The organism is uncultured Pseudoxanthomonas sp. (genome assembly GCF_947498795.1).
Lineage (GTDB): Bacteria > Pseudomonadota > Gammaproteobacteria > Xanthomonadales > Xanthomonadaceae > Pseudoxanthomonas_A.
Genome location: NZ_CANMLQ010000006.1, coordinates 61,095 through 83,487, shown reverse-complemented (window position 1 = coordinate 83,487; position 22,393 = coordinate 61,095). Strand labels below are relative to the sequence as shown.

At 67.7% G+C, this 22,393-nt stretch carries 27 protein-coding genes; 20 read left to right on the top strand and 7 right to left on the bottom strand.

The annotated features are described in order from the left end of the window. The first annotated feature begins 195 nt into the window (after positions 1 to 195). The gene (locus Q0907_RS14630) at positions 196 to 462 is read left to right on the top strand and encodes a GlsB/YeaQ/YmgE family stress response membrane protein (RefSeq protein ID WP_296278384.1); all 267 of its coding nucleotides are present in this window, start codon (positions 196 to 198) and stop codon (positions 460 to 462) included. A 318-nt stretch (positions 463 to 780) separates the two neighbouring features. On the opposite strand, the gene Q0907_RS14625 is transcribed toward Q0907_RS14630, so the two are convergent. Next, positions 781 to 2,187: a mannose-1-phosphate guanylyltransferase/mannose-6-phosphate isomerase gene (locus Q0907_RS14625; protein ID WP_299346143.1), complete on the bottom strand. Its 1,407-nt coding sequence runs from the start codon at positions 2,185 to 2,187 to the stop codon at positions 781 to 783. Positions 2,188 to 2,258: 71 nt separating this feature from the next. Between Q0907_RS14625 and Q0907_RS14620 the strand changes: the two genes are divergently transcribed. Genes Q0907_RS14620 through Q0907_RS14600 form a run of 5 tightly spaced genes read left to right on the top strand, consistent with a single transcriptional unit; the run spans position 2,259 to position 5,828 of the window. Next, on the top strand, positions 2,259 to 3,275 hold the full coding sequence (locus Q0907_RS14620) for a phosphotransferase (protein WP_299346140.1): 1,017 nt from the start codon (positions 2,259 to 2,261) through the stop codon (positions 3,273 to 3,275). Beyond that, positions 3,272 to 3,979, top strand: a complete 708-nt coding sequence (gene murU / locus Q0907_RS14615) for an N-acetylmuramate alpha-1-phosphate uridylyltransferase MurU (protein ID WP_299346137.1) — start codon at positions 3,272 to 3,274, stop codon at positions 3,977 to 3,979. Before Q0907_RS14620 ends, murU begins: the two co-directional genes overlap by 4 nt. 41 nt (positions 3,980 to 4,020) lie before the next feature. Next, positions 4,021 to 4,569, top strand: a complete 549-nt coding sequence (locus Q0907_RS14610; RefSeq protein ID WP_299346135.1) for an RNA polymerase sigma factor — start codon at positions 4,021 to 4,023, stop codon at positions 4,567 to 4,569. Beyond that, positions 4,559 to 4,942, top strand: a complete 384-nt coding sequence (locus tag Q0907_RS14605) for a hypothetical protein (protein ID WP_299346132.1) — start codon at positions 4,559 to 4,561, stop codon at positions 4,940 to 4,942. Before Q0907_RS14610 ends, Q0907_RS14605 begins: the two co-directional genes overlap by 11 nt. Before the next feature lie 10 nt (positions 4,943 to 4,952). Continuing rightward, positions 4,953 to 5,828: a PDZ domain-containing protein gene (locus tag Q0907_RS14600; protein ID WP_299346129.1), complete on the top strand. Its 876-nt coding sequence runs from the start codon at positions 4,953 to 4,955 to the stop codon at positions 5,826 to 5,828. Between the two features lies 1 nt (position 5,829). Here the strand turns inward: Q0907_RS14600 and hda are convergent, their stop codons facing one another. From hda to Q0907_RS14585, 3 genes are read right to left on the bottom strand one after another with little or no spacing between them, the layout of a single operon-like run. Then, a complete protein-coding gene (hda, locus tag Q0907_RS14595; RefSeq protein ID WP_299346126.1) occupies positions 5,830 to 6,564 on the bottom strand; it encodes a DnaA regulatory inactivator Hda in 735 nt (244 codons plus the stop codon). After that, positions 6,561 to 7,724, bottom strand: a complete 1,164-nt coding sequence (locus Q0907_RS14590) for an AI-2E family transporter (RefSeq protein WP_299346124.1) — start codon at positions 7,722 to 7,724, stop codon at positions 6,561 to 6,563. Before Q0907_RS14590 ends, hda begins: the two co-directional genes overlap by 4 nt. A gap of 14 nt (positions 7,725 to 7,738) precedes the next feature. Further along, positions 7,739 to 8,824, bottom strand: a complete 1,086-nt coding sequence (locus Q0907_RS14585) for a DUF2066 domain-containing protein (protein ID WP_343229821.1) — start codon at positions 8,822 to 8,824, stop codon at positions 7,739 to 7,741. 170 nt (positions 8,825 to 8,994) lie between these two features. On the opposite strand from Q0907_RS14585, the gene purM reads away from it, so the two are divergent. From purM to Q0907_RS14560, 5 genes are read left to right on the top strand one after another with little or no spacing between them, the layout of a single operon-like run. Beyond that, positions 8,995 to 10,011: a phosphoribosylformylglycinamidine cyclo-ligase gene (gene purM, locus Q0907_RS14580; RefSeq protein WP_299346121.1), complete on the top strand. Its 1,017-nt coding sequence runs from the start codon at positions 8,995 to 8,997 to the stop codon at positions 10,009 to 10,011. A 7-nt stretch (positions 10,012 to 10,018) separates the two neighbouring features. After that, entirely contained in the window at positions 10,019 to 10,639 is a 621-nt protein-coding gene (locus tag Q0907_RS14575; protein WP_299346118.1) for a DUF2238 domain-containing protein, read from the top strand. Continuing rightward, positions 10,636 to 11,289 (top strand): phosphoribosylglycinamide formyltransferase, encoded by a 654-nt coding sequence (purN, locus tag Q0907_RS14570; protein WP_299346116.1) that lies wholly within the window; start codon positions 10,636 to 10,638, stop codon positions 11,287 to 11,289. The genes Q0907_RS14575 and purN overlap by 4 nt, the downstream gene beginning before the upstream one ends. Positions 11,290 to 11,342: 53 nt before the next feature. Beyond that, the gene (locus Q0907_RS14565) at positions 11,343 to 12,020 is read left to right on the top strand and encodes a DUF3108 domain-containing protein (protein WP_299346359.1); all 678 of its coding nucleotides are present in this window, start codon (positions 11,343 to 11,345) and stop codon (positions 12,018 to 12,020) included. 2 nt (positions 12,021 to 12,022) lie between these two features. Further along, positions 12,023 to 12,712 carry a DUF3108 domain-containing protein gene (locus Q0907_RS14560; protein ID WP_296278395.1) on the top strand — a complete coding sequence of 230 codons (690 nt, stop codon included), beginning with the start codon at positions 12,023 to 12,025 and terminating at the stop codon, positions 12,710 to 12,712. A 51-nt stretch (positions 12,713 to 12,763) separates the two neighbouring features. Here the strand turns inward: Q0907_RS14560 and Q0907_RS14555 are convergent, their stop codons facing one another. From Q0907_RS14555 to Q0907_RS14545, 3 genes are all read right to left on the bottom strand, one after another. After that, positions 12,764 to 13,099 (bottom strand): EF-hand domain-containing protein, encoded by a 336-nt coding sequence (locus Q0907_RS14555; protein WP_299346111.1) that lies wholly within the window; start codon positions 13,097 to 13,099, stop codon positions 12,764 to 12,766. Next, on the bottom strand, positions 13,096 to 14,367 hold the full coding sequence (gene murA, locus Q0907_RS14550) for a UDP-N-acetylglucosamine 1-carboxyvinyltransferase (RefSeq protein ID WP_299346108.1): 1,272 nt from the start codon (positions 14,365 to 14,367) through the stop codon (positions 13,096 to 13,098). The genes Q0907_RS14555 and murA overlap by 4 nt, the downstream gene beginning before the upstream one ends. A gap of 63 nt (positions 14,368 to 14,430) precedes the next feature. After that, on the bottom strand, positions 14,431 to 14,670 hold the full coding sequence (locus tag Q0907_RS14545) for a BolA family protein (RefSeq protein WP_296278398.1): 240 nt from the start codon (positions 14,668 to 14,670) through the stop codon (positions 14,431 to 14,433). A gap of 53 nt (positions 14,671 to 14,723) precedes the next feature. Between Q0907_RS14545 and Q0907_RS14540 the strand changes: the two genes are divergently transcribed. The 9 genes from Q0907_RS14540 (at position 14,724) to rapZ (ending at position 22,222) form a co-directional block, all read left to right on the top strand. Further along, the gene (locus Q0907_RS14540) at positions 14,724 to 15,728 is read left to right on the top strand and encodes a KpsF/GutQ family sugar-phosphate isomerase (protein WP_299346105.1); all 1,005 of its coding nucleotides are present in this window, start codon (positions 14,724 to 14,726) and stop codon (positions 15,726 to 15,728) included. A 46-nt stretch (positions 15,729 to 15,774) separates the two neighbouring features. Beyond that, positions 15,775 to 16,320 carry an HAD hydrolase family protein gene (locus Q0907_RS14535; protein ID WP_299346102.1) on the top strand — a complete coding sequence of 182 codons (546 nt, stop codon included), beginning with the start codon at positions 15,775 to 15,777 and terminating at the stop codon, positions 16,318 to 16,320. Beyond that, positions 16,317 to 16,880, top strand: coding sequence for an LPS export ABC transporter periplasmic protein LptC (gene lptC / locus Q0907_RS14530; RefSeq protein ID WP_296278401.1), 564 nt, complete (start codon positions 16,317 to 16,319; stop codon positions 16,878 to 16,880). Before Q0907_RS14535 ends, lptC begins: the two co-directional genes overlap by 4 nt. Beyond that, complete coding sequence (gene lptA / locus Q0907_RS14525; protein ID WP_296278402.1) at positions 16,858 to 17,367, top strand: lipopolysaccharide transport periplasmic protein LptA; 510 nt, start codon at positions 16,858 to 16,860, stop codon at positions 17,365 to 17,367. The genes lptC and lptA overlap by 23 nt, the downstream gene beginning before the upstream one ends. Beyond that, positions 17,367 to 18,086: an LPS export ABC transporter ATP-binding protein gene (gene lptB / locus Q0907_RS14520; protein WP_055936391.1), complete on the top strand. Its 720-nt coding sequence runs from the start codon at positions 17,367 to 17,369 to the stop codon at positions 18,084 to 18,086. Before lptA ends, lptB begins: the two co-directional genes overlap by 1 nt. A 46-nt stretch (positions 18,087 to 18,132) precedes the next feature. After that, positions 18,133 to 19,569, top strand: a complete 1,437-nt coding sequence (locus tag Q0907_RS14515) for an RNA polymerase factor sigma-54 (protein ID WP_299346099.1) — start codon at positions 18,133 to 18,135, stop codon at positions 19,567 to 19,569. Positions 19,570 to 19,827: 258 nt separating this feature from the next. Beyond that, the gene (gene raiA / locus Q0907_RS14510) at positions 19,828 to 20,148 is read left to right on the top strand and encodes a ribosome-associated translation inhibitor RaiA (RefSeq protein ID WP_296278404.1); all 321 of its coding nucleotides are present in this window, start codon (positions 19,828 to 19,830) and stop codon (positions 20,146 to 20,148) included. A 206-nt stretch (positions 20,149 to 20,354) separates the two neighbouring features. Beyond that, the gene (gene hprK, locus Q0907_RS14505) at positions 20,355 to 21,305 is read left to right on the top strand and encodes an HPr(Ser) kinase/phosphatase (RefSeq protein ID WP_296278563.1); all 951 of its coding nucleotides are present in this window, start codon (positions 20,355 to 20,357) and stop codon (positions 21,303 to 21,305) included. Then, positions 21,302 to 22,222: an RNase adapter RapZ gene (gene rapZ / locus Q0907_RS14500; protein WP_296278405.1), complete on the top strand. Its 921-nt coding sequence runs from the start codon at positions 21,302 to 21,304 to the stop codon at positions 22,220 to 22,222. Before hprK ends, rapZ begins: the two co-directional genes overlap by 4 nt. The last annotated feature ends 171 nt before the right edge of the window (positions 22,223 to 22,393 follow it).

Sequence of the window (22,393 nt, the reverse complement as noted above, 5' to 3'; positions counted from 1 at the left end):
TTCCGGCACGACATCGCAGACGACGTGCGCATCGCGGCGTGGAGAGTGCGGCGCGACTCACGTCGCCTCTACATGACGCTGCGGATACTTCACATCGACCGCCTGAGGCTCCACTGCGCCTCCTCTGCCAGCAACCGCTTGGGCGATGGCTGGGTTACGCTGCGCAGGCCCCCATTTCCCAACCGGAGTGTTTCGATGGAACAGATCTTTGGCGGTGGCATCCTCTGGACCTTGCTGATCGGCTTCCTCGCCGGCCTGCTCGCACGGGCGCTCAAGCCGGGCAACGACAAGCTCGGCTTCTTCATGACCATCGTGCTGGGCATCCTGGGTGCATTGCTGGCGCGCTTCGTCGGCATGCAACTGGGCTGGTACGGTCCCGGTGAACCGGCGGGCTTCATCGCCGCCGTCGTCGGCGCCATCGTGCTGCTGGTGATCTATGCGATGGTGAAGAAGAAGCGCTGACGCTTCATCCCTGCGCAATCGAATGCCCCTCACGGGGCATTCTTTTTTTACCCTGCCGAAACGCCATGCGCGCGACCAAGCCGTCCTGCTGCGGCAATCGTTAAGGGCGAGCCACAGCGTCAGCGGCAAGCCTCACCGCATCGCGCTTCGAGGTCGCTCGGGCCTGCTGTCCGGCAGCATCGTCGACAGCGATGCACGGGAGGTCAACCTCAGTCTGGACCCGCGGGGCGCCAGAGCATGGACGCGCTGCGGGTAGGGCAAGCGCCAGCGAACGCGAAGCGTGCCGGCGAGTCCGCCGGGACTGGGCAATACGCCTGTTTACTGGCTGCGACCGTAGACATCCTCGAAGCGCACGATGTCGTCTTCCCCCAGATAGCTGCCCGACTGCACTTCGATCAGTTCCAGCGGCACCTTGCCTGGATTCTCCAGCCGGTGCTTCACGCCGAGGGGAATGTAGGTGCTTTCGTTTTCCGAAAGCAGCAATGTCTCGTCGCCCCGCGTCACCTTGGCGGTGCCGCTGACCACGATCCAGTGCTCGGCGCGGTGATGGTGCATCTGCAGGCTCAGCGCGGCGCCCGGCTTCACCTTGATCCGCTTCACCTGGTGGCGACCGCCGTTGTCGACGGAATCGTAGCTGCCCCACGGCCGATGCACCTCACGATGGAGGATGGCCTGGCTGCGCTGCTCCTTCTTGAGCCGGGCGACGACCTGCTTGACGTCCTGCACCCGGTCCTTGCGGGCGACCAGTACCGCATCGTCGGTTTCGACGACCACGATGTCGTCCACGCCCACCAGCGCGACCAACCGTTGCGCGTAGGCATAGCTGTTGCGACTGTCCACGGCGATCACGTCACCGTGATGCGCGTTGCCGTGTTCATCGCGTTCGGCCACTTCCCACAGCGCCGACCAGCTGCCGACGTCGTTCCAGCCGATATCGACCGGCAGCACCATCGCATGTGCGGTCTTTTCGAAAACCGCGTAGTCGATGGAGTCGGAAGGACAGGCAGCGAAGGCGTCCCGGTCCAGGCGCACGAAGTCGCCGTCGTTCCGCGCGCCTGCATGGGCCGCACGCACCGCTTCCACGATATCCGGGCGGAAGCGTGCGAGCTCCTCGAGATAGCGGCTGGCGCGGAACAGGAACATGCCGCTGTTCCAGTAGTAGCCGCCGGCATAGAGGTAGGACCGGGCGGTGGCGGCGTCGGGCTTCTCGACGAAGCGCGACACCTTGCGCAGGCCCTCGCCGGACTCCGCATGGATATAGCCGAAGCCGGTCTCGGGCGCGTCGGGCACGATGCCGAACGTCACCAGCGCACCGGACTCCGCGGCCGCCGAGGCTTCGCGCACGGCGCGCTGGAAACCTGCCACGTCGCGGACCACATGGTCGGACGGCAGCACGAGCAGCAGCGGGTCGGCACCGCCCGACATGGCCTGCAGCGCGGCGGCCGCAATCGCAGGCGCGGTGTTGCGGCCAACGGGCTCCAACAGGATCGACGGTACCGGCGCGCCGATCTGCCGCAGCTGTTCTGCGACCAGGAAACGGTGTTCCTCGTTCGCGACGACGATGGGCGCGAGCCCGGCGATGGCGTCCACGCGGCGCCACGTGGCCTGCACCATCGTGTCGTTGCCCGCCAGCGGCAGGAACTGCTTGGGATAGGCCTCGCGCGAGAGCGGCCACAGGCGCGTGCCGGAGCCGCCGGACAGCAGCACGGGTTGGAGAGGGGCCATGCAAGCCTCGCAAGTCGGTAGGGCGCCAGTTTACCCTGTAGCCCTTATCGCCTTTGCATGGCCGCGACTGCATGAACCCAACGATTCAGGACCCTTCGGGGCGTGGCGCCCAGCGCCTGGACTGGGCGCGCGGCGCGCTCGGCGACCCGTATGCGCAACTCGAACGCGCTTCCATGGACGCGGGCTACCGCAGCTATTGGCGCAGCCTGGGCGATGGGCCGGGACGGATCGTGATGGATTCCCCGCCCGGCCTGGAGGACGTGCGGCCCTGGTTGGCGATGCGCGAGCTGCTGGCCTCCGGCGATGTGCGCGTCCCCGAGGTGCTGGCCGTCGACACGGAACTCGGGTTCCTGCTGCTCGAGGACCTCGGCGGTCCGACGCTGGCGCACGTGATCAGCGACGACAACGCTGACACCTGGTTCGACGCGGCCATCGAACAGCTGCTGCGCCTGCAGGCCATCACGCCGCCGGACGGCATGGGCGAGTTCGGTGAAGCGCTGCTGCAGCGCGATGCCGGGTTGTTCGACGAATGGTTCCTGCGTCGCCATCTCGGGCTGACGCTGGACTGCGGCGAGATCGACGGGTTGGAGCTGTCCCAGCGCCGGCTGATGGACAACGCGCTGGCGCAGGCACGTGTACTCACCCACCGCGACTTCATGCCGCGTAATCTGATGCCCGTGACGCCGGGGCCTGCCGTGATCGACTTCCAGGATTGCGTGCGCGGCCCCGTTGCCTACGACGCCATGAGCCTGTTCAAGGATGCGTTCCTGAGCTGGCCGATCGAACGCGTGGATGGCTGGCTGGCGCGCTACCACGCCCGCGCCACGCGCGCCGGATTGCCGGTGCCGGAGCTCAAGGTGTTCCTGCGCGATGCGGACTGGATGGGCATCCAGCGGCACCTGAAGATCCTCGGCATCTTCTCCCGACTGCACTATCGCGACGGCAAGACCCGCTACCTGCCCGACGTACCGCGCTTCATCCGCTATCTGGACGAGGTGCTGCCCCGTTATCCGGAACTGGCAGGACTGCAGGCGCTGCTCGACGCGCGCATCAAACCCGTGCTGCACGCGCGCGGTGAAATCGCATGAAGGCGCTGGTGTTCGCAGCGGGACTCGGCGAGCGCATGCGCCCGCTGACCGACCACACGCCCAAGCCGCTGATCGAGGCTGGCGGCAAGCCGCTGATCGTCTGGCACCTTGAGAAGCTCGCCGCCATCGGGGTGCAGGACGTGGTGGTCAACACCAGCTGGCTAGCCGATCGCTTCCCGGCGGTGCTGGGTGACGGCGCACGCTGGGGGATGCGTCTTCACTACCTCCACGAGGGCGACACACCGCTCGAAACGGGTGGCGGCATGCTCAACGCACGGCCGTTGCTCGGCGAGGCGCCCTTCCTGCTGGTGAACGGCGACATCTGGACGGATTTCGACTTCGCTCGCTTGCCACGCGAGCCCTCGGGGCTGGCGCATCTGGTGATGGTGGATCCGCCCGCCTTCGCGCCGCGCGGCGACTTTGCCCTCGACGATGCGGGTCACCTGCACCGCGACGGCGGGCACCGGTTGACGTACGCCGGCCTGGGGATCTATCGCCCTGCCTTGCTGGATGACTGGCGGCAGCATGCCGCTGCGCAGATCCGCGAGACGCCCAGTGGAAAACCACGATTCCCGCTGCTGCCCCTGCTCCATGCCGGCATGGCGTCGGCATGCGTCACGGGCGAGCGGCTGCAGGGACGATGGACCGACGTCGGCACGCCGCAACGGCTCGCCGAACTGAACCACGAGCTCGCCGCGCGTTGACCATGTTGCGACGATAGGCGGTTCCGGCACGTATCGCTTACATGGACTCCCCCGTCACCCCGGAAGACGAACCGACCTTGGTCAGGAAGGCACGCCGGGGGGATTCGTCCGCCTTCGCGACGCTGTACCACCGGCATGCGAGCGCGGTGCATACGCTGGCCTACCGCGTGACGGGCAATACCGCGACCGCAGAGGACATCACGCAGGACACCTTTCTACGCATGGTGCAGTTCCTCGGAGGCTTCCGCGACGGCGAGCCCTTACGGCCCTGGCTCAAGCGCGTCGCCGCGAACGCAGCCATCGATCACCTGCGACGCACCGGACGGCTGGTACAGGACGACGCCGTCGAGACCCGGCTCCACGCGGCGGGCCACCCGTCCGATCTCGCGGAGGCCGACGGCCTGCTGCGACGCCTCAGCGCTACCGAACGTACTGTCGTGTGGCTGCATGAAATGGAAGGCTGGTCGCACGAGGACCTGGGCCGCCGCTTCGGGCATACCACCAGTTGGTCCAAGTCGCTGCTCTCTCGCGCACTCGCGCGACTGCGTGCCGACCTGGAAAAGGAAGAGGCATCTACCCATGAAAGTTGAATTACTGCGCACCCACTTCGCCGAGTTGCCTGAGCCTGCCCTGCCGCCTGAGTTATGGCCAAGAATCGAGCGGGCACGCGTGCGCCAGCGTACGCGGCGCAGGCAGCTGCTCGCGACCTCGGTGATGGCGGCGGCGATGGCCGTCATCTCCCTGCCTCTTCTCCACGACCGCATTGCAACCGCCCCGGACATCATGGCCGGCGCGCCGCGCGCGCCGTTGCGCGAACACCCCTTGCGTACCCTAGACCGCGAGTTGCAGCACGCGTACGAGCGCGGCGCCAGTGACCAGGAGCTGAAAAGGCTGTGGCAGCAGCGCGAAGCACTGGCACGCCAGGGTGCCGACGCCGACATTCCCCGACCCGTCGAAATATGAGGCCATCGTTATGGACGCCCTTCGTAAATCCCTTCGCGCTGTGCTTGCCGTCGCCGTGACCGCCTGCGCCGCGGCGGACAGCCAAGCGCAATCGACCCGTGAACTGGATGCCGCCCTGCTCCAGATGTCGGAGCGCGGCGAGCTCAAGGACGCTGGCCGTCCCCAGGTCATCCAGAAGCCTGCGCAGGTCCGGTACGAGTTGGGCGCGGTCGTCGACGTGCGGTCGTCGCGAGGCGCTGGATTGCCCGTCTTGGCCGTGACGCCGGAAGGGGCTGCGACCCGTATCGGCATGAAGGTGGGAGACCGGCTGGTCGCTTTGAACGGCGTGCGGCTCGATGGGACGGCAGCGCCGGCGCCGCTGTTGGAGCAGGCGATGCAAAGCGGCCAGGGTCGCATCACCGCAGCGGTGATGCGTGGCACCGCGACACAGACGCTGCAGGGCGCTGCAGACATCGTTGCGGTGCCGGCCTACCGGCTGGAAATCGGTCCCGATGCCAAGGGTGCGTGCGGATTCGTCACCGTACGGGCCGGAACCGTCCCAAAGACACGCAATATCTTCCGCGCCGAAATCACCACCATCGACGGGCGCAGTACGCCTCTGCAGTCGACCAACCGCCATCAGCTGGCGGCGGGGCGCCATGTCCTGGTCGTGCAGGAGTTGATAGACACGAATCGCCTGAGCCCTTCGCAGTTGGTGCAGATCGCCAAGATGAAGCGTTTCGCCATGGCCAGGGCGTACAAGCCACTGGTCATCGACATCAAGCCGAATACCAGCTACCGCATCGGCGCACGCCTCCTGCGCGACAAACTGGATGTCCAGAGCCTGCGCGACAATGCCTACTGGGAGCCGGTGGTGTGGGAGGAAGTCGCGGAACGCTGCCCGTGACTCAAGGAGCCGCCGTGTGACCGTGACCCAGCGCCTGCCGGAGGAAAGGCACGGTGACCCGTCGCTGCGCGGCGAGGGATGCGCGGTCCAGGCGGTCCAGCAGGGCGACGAGCGCACCCAGGTCGCGGTCGGTATGGGTGAGCAGCCAGTCCAGCGCGGCATCCTCCACGACCAGCCCGCGCCGTTGCGCACGATCGCGCAGTACGTCGCGACGGCCGTCGTCGTCGAGCGGGTGCAGCGCGACGCGCAGGCACTGCTGCAGGCGGGAGCGCAGGTCCGGCAGGACCAGGCCGATCTCGTCCGGAATGCCGCGCGCGGTGTACAGCACGTTGAGGCCGGACGTCCGGGCGCGGTTGTGGAAGTCGAACAGCGCCACTTCGTCCTCCCGCGTACCCGCGATCGCATCCACGCCATCCAGCGCGACCACGTCATGCCCTTCCAGCGCGTCCAGCGCATCGCGCAGGCGACCTGAGGCGGCCGCCATCGGCAGGTAGGCGGCACGTCGGCGTTGCTGCTCCGCCGCGGCACAGGCCGCAAGCGCGAGGTGGGTCTTCCCCGTCCTCGTCGCGCCGGACAGGTAGACCCAGTCGGCGTCCGGTTCGGCCGCCAGCGCCTGCAGTGCCGACACCGCGCCCTCGGGCGGAGCGATGAAACTCTCGAAGCGCTGGTCGGGCGGATAACGCAGTGCCAGCGGCAACTGCGGGCCGAGGCCGGTCGCCTGCGTTCCGCTGCTCACGGCAGCTCGATGTCGCGCACCGGCGCCTGTTCCACGCTGCCCTTGTCGATGTACGAATCGAGCACGATGGAAGGGCGATCGCCCGCATACAGGCGACTCTGCGTGTAGCGCTCGTGCGCGAAGCGCAGCAGGACGTTCGCGATCGCCGCGACCGGCAAGGCAAGCAGCATGCCGAGAAAACCGAACAGCTGGCCGCCGGCCATGATGGCGAAGATGACCGCCACCGGATGCAGGCCGATCCGGTCGCCGACGATGCGTGGCGTCAGTACGTAGCCTTCCAGCATCTGGCCGACCACGAACACGCCCATCACCATTGCCACCAGCGACCAGTCGCCGCCGGACTGCACCAGCGCGGCGATCACGCCCAGCACGATGCCCGTGGCCGTGCCCAGGTAGGGCACGAAGCTGATCAGTCCGGCGATGATGCCGACCAGCAGGCCCACCTTCAGGCCGACCACCGACAGCCCGAGCGCATAGATCGCACCCAGCGCCAGCATCACCAGGAACTGGCCGCGCAGGAACGCGCCCAGTACCTCGTTGGATTCCAGCGCCAGGCGCGTCACCGTCGCGATGTGGTCGCGTGGCACCAGCGCGGCGATGCGCTCGACCAGCAGGTCCCAGTCGCGCAGGAAGTAGAACGTCAGGATCGGCAGCAGTACCAGGTTGGCGATCCACGCCATCACCGCGAAACCGGAGCGCGAGAAGTACCCGAACATCGTCGCTGCGACGCCGCCCGCCTGCTGCCAGTGGCCGCGGACCCAGTCCGTCAGCCGGTCCGGGTCGAGCCAGGCGACCAGTTCCAGCCCGGTTCGACGCTCGACCCACGGCAATGCGGTCTGCACGAACCAGTCCCGGTACGCCGGCATCGATTCGATGACGGTCACCACCTGCCGCTCGATCATCGGTACCAGGATCACCAGCGCCAGCACCAGCAGCAGCGTCATCAGGGTGAACACCAGCACCACCGCCGTGGTGCGCGAACGTCCCGAGCGCTCCAGCCGGTCCACCCACGGATCGCCCAGCCAGCCGAGCAGCGCGGCGCACACGAAGGGCGTGAGCACCGGTGCCAGCAGCCAGATCAGCCAACCCACGATCAGCGCGATCAGCAACCATTGCCAGCGACGGGCCAGCGTGCCGGCAGGCGTTGAAGAGAGGTCCATGCAGCGTCCTTGTGTCAGCGCATCTGGTAGGCCGGCGGCTCGCCTTCGCCACCGGTGAACGGAGCGTCGTCGCCCATGGTGCGCCGGAAGCCGGCCAGGCCGGAGACCAGCTCCAGGTCGAATTCCAGCACGTCGCCACTTGCGCGCACGGGCGTGATGCGGCGGACCACGGCCATCTTCTGCAGGTGACCGGTCAGGCGCAGGTAGTCATCGGTGTTGCGGATGCCGGTGAACAGCACGCGGTAGGTACCTGCCGGACCCGCACTGCCGCGCTTGCCATAGCGCTTGACCAGCGCGTCGGCCGTACCGTCGGCACCGGAGGCCATCGCGCGGCGCGCATCGGCATCGGTCACCGACCACTTCGCCAGCACCTTGCCGGCGTCGACGAACACCCAGTCCGCCGTCCAGCCGCCCTTGGCGTTGCGGTAGAGCTTGCCGATCAGCTGCATCGGCGGGCTGTAGCGGGCCGAGGCACGCGCCACGGCAGCGGTATCCTGGCGCCAGATGGCACCGACCAGCGCCTGCTCCGCCGCGCCGCCCGCCGGCAGGCCGAGGCCATACCCCCGCTCGATGGCGCGGTTCAGCAGCGGTCGCGCGGCATTGGACTGCGGCAGCCCGACCAGGCGCGGCCCGCTGCCATCGTTGATCGCCAGCCACACCACCGGCTTGGGACGGGGCTGCGGCCACACGGGCAGGCCCAGCGCGCCGGCCAGACTGTTGACCTGGTCGGCATCGAAACGCACCACCAGCGTCGTGCGGAAGGTGGGCGCACCGGTGGCCGACGTGCCCTGGTCCTGGCGGTAGTCATACCCCTCCACGTAATCCTTGGCGTTGCGCAGTTCGGCGCCCACGCCCGGGCGCGACATCGCGCCACGGTCGCCCGACAGCTTGCCCAGCACGTTGCCCAGCGCGCGCGCGAAGCCGCCCTGGCGCTCCGCCTCGCCCTGCCCGTTGACCGGCACCTCCGCCTGGTACAGCCCGCGTGCGGAGACCGCGTCGCCTTCCGTGCGCAGGCCGGACTGCGCCTGCACGGGGGGCGTCGTGGTCAGTGCCGCCAGCAGCAATGCCGTGGCGAGTGCGATACCTGGGATCCGGCGCATCGAGCGTCCTTGAGCTCTACAGACCCGGTGAATTGTTGCCCGAATGACCCTGTACCGCCAACGCCACCCGTTCAGGACGGCCGCTCGACGCACCGATTCCTTTAAAATCACGCGTATTGCCCCACCGACGACGACCCGTGACCCAGCCGACGCCTTCCAGCCCCACCCCGATGACCTATCGCGACGCGGGTGTCGACATCGACGCCGGCAACGAGCTGGTCGAGCGCATCAAGCCGCTGGTGAAGCGCAGCTTCCGGCCGGAGGTGATGGGCGGCCTGGGCGGCTTCGGCGCGCTGTTCGACCTGTCGGGCAAGTATCGCGAGCCGGTGCTGGTCTCGGGCACCGATGGCGTGGGCACCAAGCTGAAGCTGGCCCAGCAACTGGGTCGCCACGACACCATCGGCATCGACCTGGTCGCCATGTGCGTGAACGACGTACTGGTGCAGGGCGCCGAGCCGCTGTTCTTCCTCGACTACTTCGCCACCGGCAAGCTTGACGTCGACACCACGGTGGCCGTGGTCGGCGGTATCGCCCGCGGCTGCGAACTGTCCGGTTGCGCACTGATCGGGGGCGAGACCGCCGAAATGCCCGACATGTACGGCCCGGGCGAATACGACCTGGCCGGCTTCTGCGTGGCGGCGGTGGAGAAATCGCGACTGTTGGATGGCGCCAGGGTGCGTGCCGGCGATGTGCTGGTCGGCATCGCCTCCAGCGGCCCCCATTCCAACGGCTACTCGCTGGTCCGGCGCATCTACGACCGCGCGGGCCGCCCGGCCGATATCGACGTCGGCGGCGTGAAACTCGCGGACGCATTGATGGCGCCCACGACCCTCTATGTGAAGCCGATCCTTGAACTGCTGCAGGCGCACGACCTGCACGGCATGGCGCACATCACGGGCGGCGGCCTGACCGAGAACATCATCCGCGTGGTTCCCGAGGGGCTGGGCCTGGAGATCGATGCCAGCGCCTGGGCGCTGCCGCCTGTGTTCGACTGGCTGCAGCGCGAGGGCGGGGTCGAGAACAGCGAAATGTGGCGAACCTTCAACTGCGGCATCGGCTTCGTACTGGTGGTCGCACCGGACCAGCTGTCCGCGGTACAGGCCGACCTCGCCCGCCTGCAGTTGACCCACTGGCAGATCGGCGAAGTCGTCGCTGCCGGCAGCGGCGAACGCGTCCACATCGGTTGAGCGCGGCATGCCGCGTAACAAGGCGATCGCCTTCGGGCTGACACTGGCGGTGTTCGCCGCCAGTTGGATCGCACCGCGCTGGCCGGTCGAACAGGCGATGCACAGCAGCCTGACCGTGCTCGGCCTGGCGTGGCTGTGGCGGCATGACCGGCGCTGGCCGCTGCGGCCTTCGCACTTCGCGCTGATCTGCGCCTTCATCGTCGCCCACTGCATCGGCGCGCGCTGGCTGTATTCGTACGTGCCCTACGACGCCTGGATGCAGTCCGCGCTCGGCTGGTCGCCCGCGGACGCCTTCGGCTGGCAGCGCAACCACTTCGACCGCTTCATCCACCTGATGTACGGCGTCTGCTTCACCCCGGCCGCATGGCACTGGCTGCGCCAGCGGTGGCCGCGGTTGTCGGTCGGACAAGCATTTGGCCTGGCGGTGATGCTGATCATGTGCACCAGCCTGGCGTACGAATGGCTGGAGTGGGGCATCGCGCTGACGATGTCTCCCGAAGCGGCCGAGTCCTACAACGGCCAGCAGGGCGACGTGTGGGATGCGCACGCAGACATGCTGCTGGCGACGCTCGGCGCCCTGGTCGTCTGGCCGCTGGCCTCCGCGGAACGCAAGGGAGCGCCGGCGTGACCGCACGCATTGCCGTCCTGGCGTCGGGTCGCGGCAGCAACCTGCGCGCGATCCTGCAAGCCATCGATGCCGGCTCCCTGGATGCCGAGGTCGTGGGTGTGTTCTCAGACAAGCCGAACGCCCCCGCCCTGCGGCAGGTACCCCGCGATCGCCGCTGGAGCGAGCGTCCCGCGTCCTTCCCGCATCGCCCGGCCTATGAAACCGCTCTGGCGGAGGCCGTCGGCGCGAGCCAGCCGGACTGGGTCGTGTGCGCGGGCTACATGCGCATCCTGGGCGACGCCTTCATCGCCCGCTTCCGTGGGCGCCTGCTGAACATCCACCCGTCGCTGCTGCCCAAGTACCGGGGCCTGCAAACCCATGCCCGCGCGATCGAAGCGGGCGACCCGGAGCACGGTGCCAGCGTCCACTTCGTCATTCCTGAACTGGATGCCGGCGCCGTCATCGCCCAGGCGAAGGTACCGATCCTGGCAGGCGATACGCCGGAGACACTGGCAGCGCGCCTGCTCCCCCGCGAACACGCCCTGCTGGTGGCGGTACTGCGGCTGGCGGCCGCAGGCGTACTGGCTGAACAGGGCGACATCACGCTCTGTCACGGTCAGCCGCTATTAAATGCCCTGTCCCTAGATTCAGCCGACCGTTTGCTGCCCTGAGCCTCGCTCTTCCGATGTTCCGCTCCCTCCGCCCTCTGCTGTTCGGCCTGGCAATGGCCGGTGCCGCTGCGCCCGCGCTGGCGCTGGAGCCGTTCGTGGCCAGCTACCAGGCCTACAACGAGGGCAAGCTGGCCGGCAGCGCTAGCATGAAGGTGGTACCCAAGGCGGGAAGCCAGTGGCAGATCGACCTGAACGTGAAAGGGACGCGCGGCTTCGCGCGTCTGGCAGGACTGAACATCGAACAGAGCACCGTCTTCGATACCGCGGGTGGCCAGTTCCGCCCCCTCAGCCAGGCCACCGTCCGCCATGCGTTGCTCATGGGCAGGAAAATGGTGGGCACCTACGATTGGAACGCCAGAACCGCGCAGTGGCAGGGTGACATCAAGAAGAGCCGGCGCGCGCCGTTGCCGTTGCAGCCGGGCGACGTGAGCGCGCTGCTGATGAACCTCGCGGTGATCCGCGATGCTGCTCCCGGCAGGCAACTCGATTACCGGGTCGTGGACAATGGCCGCATCCGCGACTACCAGTACGTGGTGTCGTCCGAGCCGGAAAACGTGACCGTCGAAGACCTCAGCTACAGCGCCCTGCGCGTCAGCCGGGCCAACGGCGGCGATGACGAAACGATTTTCTGGGTCGCCGATGGCGTGCCCACCCCCGTGCGCATCCTGCAGCGGGAAAACGGACAGGACGGCGTGGATCTCCGCCTGGTCGAATACCAAGGAGCACCGTGAACATGACGAAGAATGCACTCCCGTATCCGCGCGCCCTGTTGGCCGCCATGCTGCTGGCCGGCGCCAGCGCGCCCGCCTGGGCCGTCGAGGCGTTCACCGCGCAATACAGCGCCAGCGCGCTGGGCATGGTGGGCGAAGGACAGATGTCGGTGACGCCGCAACCGGGCAACCGCTGGCAGTACGCGTTGACCGTGCGCAACCAGGCCGTCGACCTTAGCCAGAAGACCGTCTTCGACGTGCAGGAGGGCCGCATGCGTCCCTTGAGCAGCAGCGACAGTTCGCGCCTGCTCATCAAGAAGAAGAACGTCAACACGGTCTACGACTGGGGGAAAGCGCAGGCTACCTGGAACGGTGACGTGAAGCCCGATCGCGCCGGTCCGGTGAAACTGGTCGCCGGCGACATGGATGCGCTGCTGGTCAACCTGGCCATCGTGCGCGACGTCGCCGCCGGCAAGCCGTTGACCTACCGCATGGTGGAAAACGGCCGCGCCAAGCCGATGAACTACCAGATCGCGGGCAAGGAGCGGATCACCATCGGGGGCAAGCCGCAGGACGCGACGAAGGTCGTTCGCACCGATGGGGACAAGCAGACCATCGTCTGGGTGGTCGCCGACGCTCCGGTGCCGGCACGCATCCTGCAGCGCGAGAACGGGCAGGACACGATCGACCTGACGCTGAAGTCCTGGCGCTGACGCAGCACGTTGCCGAGAACAAGAAAGCCCGGCGTTGCCGGGCTTTTTTCATTACTTGGTTGCTGCGTCGGCCTGGAACACGGTCTTGCAGTCCATCCGGATCGTGCCGGCGCCACTGCGCCAGGCGAAGGTGTTGCACTGGCGGTTGCCATCCTGCTTCTGCTCCACCACGACCGAGAAGATCGCCTGCGCGATTTCGCCCTGCGTGACCGTGCCGTCAGCGTTCCAGTCCATGTCGCGCGTGGTGATGCCGTGCGTCGCGGCGGATCCGGTGTAGTGCAACCCGGCGACCAGCGCGAGCAACCCCACCACGATGCCCAGCAGGATCTTCCGGCGCAGCGGGAAGCGCGGCCGGATGCCCGACAACGAGGGATCGGGCCGGCTCACGACACGCGCCTGATCTTCGCGCCCAAGCCACCAAGCTTCTCCTCGATGTTCTCGTAGCCGCGGTCGAGGTGATAGATGCGGTCGATGGTGGTTTCTCCCCCGGCGGCCAGGCCGGCCAGGATCAGCGACGCCGACGCGCGCAGGTCGGTGGCCATCACGGGCGCGCCGCCGAGCTGCTGCACGCCACGCACGATGGCGGTATGGCCTTCCACGCGGATGTCGGCGCCCAGGCGCAGGAGTTCGTTGACGTGCATGAAGCGGTTTTCGAAGATCGTCTCGTTGATCACGCCCACGCCATCGGCCACGCAGTTCAGCGCCATGAACTGCGCCTGCATGTCGGTAGGGAAGGCCGGGTACGGCGCGGTGGTCAGATCGACCGCCTTCGGTCGCTTGCCCTGCATGTCGAGGGTGATGCTGTCGGCGGTCGTGTCGATCTTCGCACCGGCTTCGGTCAGCTTGTCGAGCACGGCTTCGAGCGTGTCGGGACGCGCATTGCGCGCAGTGACCTTGCCGCCGGTCATCGCCGCCGCGACCAGGAAGGTACCCGTCTCGATGCGGTCCGGTACTACCGAGTGGCGCCCGCCGCCGAGGCGCTCGACGCCGTGGATGGTGATGCGCGACGTCCCCGCGCCCTCGATCTTCGCGCCCAGCGCATTGAGGCATTCGGCAAGGTCGGTGACTTCCGGCTCCATCGCTGCGTTTTCCAGCACCGTGGTGCCTTCGGCCAGGGTGGCGGCGGCCATGACGTTCTCGGTGCCGGTCACGGTGACCATGTCGAACACGAAGCGGGCACCCTTCAGGCGCGCCGCACGCGCCTTGATGTAGCCGTTCTCGACGGTGATCTCGGCACCCAGCGCCTGCAGACCCTTGATGTGCTGGTCGACCGGGCGCGAGCCGATCGCGCAACCTCCCGGCAGCGACACGACCGCGGCACCGTGGCGCGCGACCAGCGGGCCGAGCACGAGGATCGACGCGCGCATGGTCTTCACCAACTCATACGGTGCGACGAAGCGGCTGACCGTGGTGGGATCGACGGTGATGCCACGCCCCTTCGCCAGCGTGCCCTCGTCGATGGTGATGCCGGCACCCAGTTCGCCCAGCAGCTTGATGGTGGTCACCACGTCGTGCAGGTGCGGCACGTTGGTGACCTCCACCGGCGCATCCGCCAGCAGCGTCGCGCACAGGATGGGGAGCACGGCGTTCTTGGCGCCGGAGATGGTGACTTCGCCGTTGAGCGTATTGCCACCGGTGACGATGATCTTCTGCATGGAAATCCGGAAAGGAAACTGCGGGTGGGAATCGGGATCGCCGGGATCGCCGGCGGGTTCGCGTCAGCGGGCGGCACCAGCCTCATCGGGCGTTACGGTCCTGAGCTGCAAGGCATGGATCGCACCGCCCATCAGGTCGCCGAGGGTGGCGTAGACCATGCGGTGCCGCGCCAGCGGCAGCTTGCCGCGGAAGGCGTCGGCCACCACGGTCGCCTCGAAATGGACGCCATCGTCGCCCTGTACGTCGGCACGGGCGCCGGGCAGGCCGGATTCGATCAGTTTACGGATGGTTTCGGCGTCCAACGGGCTTTCCTAATAAAATACCCGGCCATTCTACCCGCCGGCGCCCCGTCCGCATGTCCCAGCCGCTGCCCCAGACCCCGTCCGTTTCCGCTGCCAGCCTGGCGGCGAGCGGGCGTCGCGTGGTCGAGATCGAGGCCAGGGCGCTGGACGCATTGGCGGCCCGCATCGACGGCGCTTTCTCGTCCGCTTGCCAGGCCATCCTGGCCGGCCATGGCCGGGTGGTGTGCACCGGCATGGGCAAGTCGGGGCACGTGGCCCGCAAGATCGCCGCGACCCTGGCATCGACCGGCACGCCGGCGTTCTACGTGCACCCGGGTGAGGCCGGGCATGGCGACCTGGGCATGATCACCGATGCCGACGTGGTGCTGGCACTGTCGTATTCCGGGGAATCGGACGAAGTGTTGATGCTGCTGCCCGTGCTCAAGCGCCAGGGCAATCTGGTCATCGGCATGACCGGCCGGCCCCAGTCCACGCTGGCGCGGGAAAGCGATGTCCACCTGGACGTGAGCGTACCGGCCGAGGCCTGCCCGCTCGATCTGGCCCCGACCAGCAGCACCACCGCGTCGCTGGCGATGGGTGACGCCATGGCTGTCGCGCTACTGGATGCGCGTGGCTTTACCGCCGACGATTTCGCCCGCTCCCATCCCGCCGGCAGCCTGGGCCGGCGCCTGCTGCTGCACATCACCGACGTGATGCATGCGGGCGAGGATGTTCCCCGCGTGGACGTGGCGGCGACGCTGAGCGACGCCTTGATGGAGATGAGCCGCAAGCGTCTGGGCATGACGGCCGTGGTCGACGCGGACGGTCGCCTGGCCGGACTGTTCACCGACGGCGACCTGCGCCGCACGCTGGACAATCCGGCGCTGGACGTCCGCAGCGCACGCATCGCCGACCTGATGACGCGCGCGCCCAAGACCATCGGTGCGGACCAGTTGGCGGTGGAGGCGGCACGCCTGATGGAAACCCACAAGATCAGCGGTCTCATCGTCGTGGACGAGGCGCTGCGTCCGGTCGGCGCACTCAACATTCACGACCTGTTGCGTGCCCGCGTGGTGTAAACCACAAGGTTGCACGCTTTCCCTCCCACGATTCCTCCGCCTGCCCATGCCCCTCCGCCACCTCCATGACCTGACCGATGACGTGCTGGCCCGCGCCGCGCGCATCCGCCTAGCGTGCTTCGATGTGGATGGCACCCTCACCGACGGCCGGCTGTTCCTCGACAGCGAGGGCCGCGAACAGAAGGCCTTCCATGTGCAGGATGGCCAAGGCTTGGTGCTGCTGAAGCGCGCCGGGATCGAGGTCGCCTTCATCACCGCTCGCGGCGGTACCGTTGCCGTGGCGCGTGGCCGCGAACTGGGTGTGCAGGTGTTCACCGGGATCAAGGACAAGCTCGCCACCGTCCAAGAATTGGGCGCCGGCCTCGGCATCGGCCTGGACCAGGTCGCCTTCATGGGCGACGACCTGCCGGATGTGCCCCCGTTCCGTGCCGTCGGACTGGCCATCGCACCGGCCGACGCACATCCGTGGACCGCCCAGCATGCGCACTGGCGCACCCGCCGCGCGGGTGGCCAGGGCGCCGCGCGCGAAGCCTGCGACCTGCTGTTGGGTACGCAGGGCCATGCGCCTTCGTTCGAGGGAGGCACGGCATGAGCTGGCGCGTCACGTTGGGCTTGGTGTTGCTGGTCGCCGCCATCGTGAGCGGCTGGTCCGCCTGGAAGAACCGCGATGTGCCCCCGCCCAACCGTGTGGTCGCGGACCGTTCGGACTACGTGATGCGCGACTTCGAGATGATCGCGCTCAACGGCGAGGGCAAGGAGGCCGTCGCCGTGCGCGCGCCGGAGATGGCGCGCAACCCGCAGGACCAGACCTACACCATCACCACGCCGCTTTTCCTGCTGCCCGAAGAGGACGGTCGCTCGTGGGAGCTGCGGTCGAAGACCGGCTGGCTCAGCGCGAAGGGCGAAGAACTGCGCCTGAAGGGTGACGTGCACGGTACGTCACCCGAGGGCGGTGCGCGTCCGGCCGAATTCCGTACCGACACGCTCAATGTCTTCCCCGACCGCGACCTGGCCCAGACCGAGGACGTGGTGACTGTGGTCCAGCCTGGCTCTAGACTGAGCGGGCGCGGTTTTGAGACCAATCTCAAGACCAAGGAATACACATTCAAATCCCAGGTGAGATCGATCTATGAACCGCGTTCTGCTCGCTAGCGCTGCGCTGCTGCTCCTGCTGCCCGCCGCGGGCGCCATGGCCAAGGCCAGCGACCGCAACCAGGCCATGACCATCGACTCCGGCAGCCAGAGCGGCAACATGGAAGGCAGCGGCAAGACCGTGCTGGGCGGCGGCGTGGTAGTGACCCAGGGCACGCTGGAGATCCGCTCGGCCGCTGCCGAGATCTACATGGCCGACGGCGAGGTATCGCGATCGGTCTTCACCGGCAAGCAGGTGAAGATGAAGCAGCAGATGGACGACGGCACGTGGATGGACGCACAGGCTGATCGCGTCGAGTACGACATGAAGACCGAGACCATCACGTTCATCGGCAACTACACGGTCAAGTCGGAGCGCGGATCCAACAGCGGCCAGCGCATGGTGTACAACACCAAGAGCGGCAACATGCAGAGCGGCGGCGACGGCACCCGCGTGCGCACCGTGATCCAGCCCAAGTCCGCTGCGCCGGCGCAGGGCAAGAACTGATGCTCACCGCCAAGGGCCTGCGCAAGCGCTACAAGCAGCGCGAAGTCGTCGCCGACTTCGGCCTGACCCTGCAGCCGGGCGAAGTCGTCGGCCTGCTGGGTCCGAATGGCGCCGGCAAGACCACCTGCTTCTACATGATCGTCGGCCTCGTGGCCGCGGATGCCGGCAGCATCGAGCTGGACGGCCAGGACATCACCGCCCAGCCCATGTACCAGCGCGCCAAGCTCGGCGTCGGCTACCTGCCACAGGAACCCTCGGTGTTCCGCAAGCTCAGCGTGGCCGACAACATCCGGCTGGTGCTGGAACTGCGCGAAGACCTCGACGGCGCCGGCATCGAGCGCGAACTGGCCTCGCTGCTCGACGAACTGCAGGTCACCCACGTGGCCGACCAGTTGGGCGCGAGCCTCTCCGGCGGCGAACGCCGTCGCGTGGAAATCGCCCGCGCCCTTGCCGCCCGCCCGCGCCTGATGCTGCTGGACGAACCCTTCGCCGGCGTCGACCCCATCTCGGTCGGCGAGATCCAGCGCATCGTCAAACACCTGAAGGACCGCGGCATCGGCGTGCTCATCACCGACCACAACGTGCGCGAAACCTTGGGAATCTGCGACCGGGCGTATATCCTCAATGCCGGTAGCGTTCTGGCGCAGGGGGCCCCGGACGCATTGCTGGCCAATCCGGACGTACGCCGGGTCTATCTGGGCGAAACCTTCCGCCTGTGATCCCGTCGGCGGCCGTGGGCCGCCTCACGGGTTTCCAAGGTCGGGAATGAAGCCACGCCTGCAGACATCGCTGGGACAACAGCTGGTCATGACGCCACAGTTGCGTCAGGCCATCCGGCTGCTGCAGATGTCCACCGCCGAGCTCGAGATCGAACTGACCGAAGCGGTCGAGACCAACCCGCTGCTCGACTGGAGCGAGCCGGAAGAAGAACCCGCGCAGCTCCGCGGCAACGACGACGACCAGCCACCCGCCGAACCGGCGCCCGAAGCCGCACGCGAGACCGCCGAGGACCGCGACGACTGGTCGCCGGACGAAGGCCCCTGGACCACGTCCGGCAGCGGCGGCTCGTTCGACGACGATGAGGACGGCAGCCCCGCCGAGCGCGTCGCGGAGGCCGACACGCTGCATGACCACCTGCTGTGGCAGCTGCACCTCTCGCATCTTTCCGTTCGCGACCGCCGCATCGGCGCGACCCTGATCGATGCGCTCGAGGACGACGGCTACCTGCGGGAGCCGCTGTCCGGCATCGTGCAGGCGCTGCGCCCCGACATCGAGGCCGACGAGGACGAGGTACTGGTGGTGTTGCGACAGATTCAGCGCTTCGATCCCGTCGGCGTCGCCGCGCGCACCCTGGGCGAATGCCTGCACCTCCAGTTGGCGGTCCTGAGCGACGACACGCCCGGCAAGGCGCTGGCGCTGCGGATCGCCGATACCGCGCTCGAGCGCCTGCCCCGCAGCGGCGTGGCAGGCATCGCGCAGGAGCTCAAGCGGCCGGTCGCCGAGGTCGAGGAAGCCGTGCACCTGCTCCGCACCCTAGATCCCAAGCCCGGCGCGCAAGTGGGCGAGCTGTCTCACGACACCTACGTGGTACCCGACTGCGTGGTGTGGCGCCAACGCGGCGTATGGCGCGCTGCCCTGTCCGGCAACACGCTGCCGCGCATCACCATCCATCGCGGGTACGAACAGATGATCCGGCAGTGCGGCGACAGCGACGCCGGATACCTCAAGGCCCAGCTGCAGGAGGCGCGCTGGCTGCTCAAGAGCGTCGAGGCCCGCGGCGACACGCTGCTGAAGGTGATGCGGTGCCTGCTCCACCAGCAGGCCGGTTTCCTCGAATTCGGCGAACAGGCCCTTCGCCCGCTGACCTTGCGCGACGTGGCGGACGAAGTCGGCCTGCACGAATCCACGGTGTCGCGCGCGATCGCCCGCAAGTACGTCCGCACCCCGCGCGGCACGCTGCCGATGCGCGCCTTCTTCGCGTCCGGCATCGACACGGACGGCGGCGGCGAAGCGTCGAGCACGGCGATCCAGGCGATGATCAGGCGGCTGGTTGACGCCGAGAATCCGCGCAAGCCGCTGTCCGACGCGAAGCTGGCCGACCTGCTGAAAGCGTCCGGCATTCCGGTCGCCCGCAGGACGGTGGCCAAGTACCGCGAGGCGCTCAACATCCTGTCCTCGCACGAACGCGTGCGCATCGCCTGAACCACGCCGACCCGGCGCCGATTCCGTGATCGCGTTCCACCCGCGCAAAACGGTTTCCTAACACGCCGCACTGGGACTCGAAAAAGAAACCCGCAACGGTTGATAGTTGCCGCGGACGGGTCCATCTTTGCTATGCAGGCGTCGCCTGCCATCGTCACCGGCACAGGAGCATCCACGGAACCCCAGACCCTGCCGCGTTGTCATTCCTGACACGCTCCGCGCCACACGCGCGGTTCTACCGACCTGAAGGAGGCATACATGCGTATCGAGACTTACGGCCATGAAATCGAAGTCACTCCCGCCCTGCGCGAATACGTCGAAACCAAGCTGAGGCGGTTGGAACGCCACTTCGAGCAACCCTGCGAAGTCCGTACGCAACTGGGCACCCGTAAACCCGATTACCTGGCCGAAGCCACGGTCAACGTTGCCGGCCGCCGGCTGCACGCCGATGCCGGCGCGCCGGACATGTACGCCGCCATCGACATCCTCGCCGACAAGCTCGACCGCCTGCTGGTCAAGCACAAGGAAAAGCGCACCGACGTCCAGCGCCACGGCGCGCGCGGCGAACTGATCGGCTGATCCCGTCCCCGACGGAGTCGCTCCGCCATGCGGAGCGGTTCCGTCTTGTCCTCCATCCATTCTCGGCGTCGCGGCCTGCGGTCGCATGCCCACGCTCCGGCCTTTACACTCCCCATGCCACTACCGGAGCGGTCGGTATCGACGCATGTCGCGCTGCCTGCACGCCGCCGGAGCTGCGTTCCCTTCCCGCCGGCTGCCTCCGCATGATGAATACCAGCATCACCGCCCGTGAACTGTTCGACCAGCAGAAAGACAAGCTGGCGTTGCGCTGGCTCGCGGGGCAGAAGGGCGAAAAGCGCGTGCTCGAATCCGGCGACACCGTCTCCCGGCGTCCCTCCCTGGCGGGTTATCTCAATGCCGTCTATCCCAACAAGGTCCAGATCCTCGGCACCGAGGAGCTGACCTGGCTCGATTCGCTCGACTCCCGTCAGCGCTGGGAAACGATCGAGAAGATCGTGCAGGCCAAGCCGCTGGCGCTGGTCATCAGCAAGAGCCAGTCCTGTCCCGAAGACCTGCGCGAAGCCGCCAACGAGAACGACACGCCGCTGTGGGGCTCGCCCAAGCGCGGGCACGAACTGCTCAACCACCTCTCCTACCACCTCGCACGCACGCTGGCGCCGCGTGTCACGCTGCATGGTGTCTTCATGGAGATTTACTCGATCGGCGTACTCATCACGGGCGAGGCGGGGTCGGGCAAGAGCGAACTGGCGCTGGAACTGTTGAGCCGCGGCCACCGCCTGGTCGCCGACGACGCGCCGGAGTTCACCCAGATCGCGCCGGACGTGCTGGACGGCACCTGCCCCGAACTGCTGCAGGACCTGCTGGAAGTGCGCGGCCTGGGCGTGCTCAACGTGCGCGAGATGTTCGGCGACACCGCCGTGAAGAAGAACAAGTACCTGCGCCTGATCGTGCACCTGACACGCCCGATGACCGAACCCAACCCGCACGGTTACGAGCGGCTGACCGGCGACTCCGGCACCCGCCACGTGCTGGACCTCGACGTGCCGCTGATCACCCTGCCCGTGATGCCGGGCCGCAACCTGGCCGTGCTGACCGAAGCCGCCACGCGCCTGCACATCCTGCGCACCAAGGGCATCGACCCGGCCGCGATGTTCATCGCCCGGCACAGCAACCTGCTCGAGCGCAGCACGCCATGACGCAGTTCGAACCGGCCTCCGACCTGCACGACGACACCGGCGCCGCGACGCCGGTGGCGCCGACGGTGGTGATCGTCAGCGGGCTGTCCGGCTCGGGCAAGTCGGTCGCGCTGAAGACCTTCGAGGACCTCGACTACTACTGCGTCGACAACCTGCCGGTCGACCTGCTGCCGTCGTTCGTGCGCAGCCTGGTGCGCGAGGATGAACTGCCGCCCAAGATCGCCGTGGGCATCGACGTTCGCAGCCGCCATAGCGACCTGTCGAAGCTGGCGCAGTGGCGCGCGGCCCTGGCGCAGCTTGGGCTGGAAGGCCGGCTGGTCTTCTTCGACGCCGACGACGACGTACTGCTGCGTCGCTACTCCGACACCCGCCGCCGCCATCCCCTCGGCCACGGCGGCCTGTCGCTGCAGGAAGCGATCCGCCAGGAACGCGCCATCATCCAGCCGCTGCGCGACGAAGCGGACGTGGTCATCGATACCGGCCAGCTCAACGTTCACCAGTTGCGTCGCCGGATCATCGCCGAGTTCGCCTTCAACAAGGGCACGCAGCTCTCGCTGCTGTTCGAATCCTTCGCCTACAAGCGCGGCGTGCCGGCGGACGCGGACTTCGTCTTCGATGCGCGCGTACTGCCGAACCCGCACTGGAATCCGGAACTGCGCCCCTATGCCGGTCGCGACCCGAAGGTGCGGGCATTCCTGGACGCGCAGCCGGAAGTGGCCGAATACGTCGGCCAGGTCAGCGGCTTCCTCGACACCTGGCTGCCCCGGCTGCGGGGCGAGACGCGCAGTTACGTGACCATCGCGTTCGGCTGCACGGGGGGCAAGCATCGCTCGGTCTATCTGGCGGAAACCCTGGCCCGGCACGCCCGCGAGCAGGGCTGGGAAGAAGTCGCGACCTTCCACCGCGAACTGGATTGACCCCGGATTCCGTAGCGCCGAGCTTGCTCGGCTGGCTGACGCTGTCCTGAGCCCCGGACAGAAAGGCAGCGGAGCAAGCTCCGCTCTACGTGGCCGATCCACGGATAGAAGGGACCCTTACCGTTCCATCCGCGCCGCTTCCAGCCTGTCATGCCCGTCTGTTAACGTTCC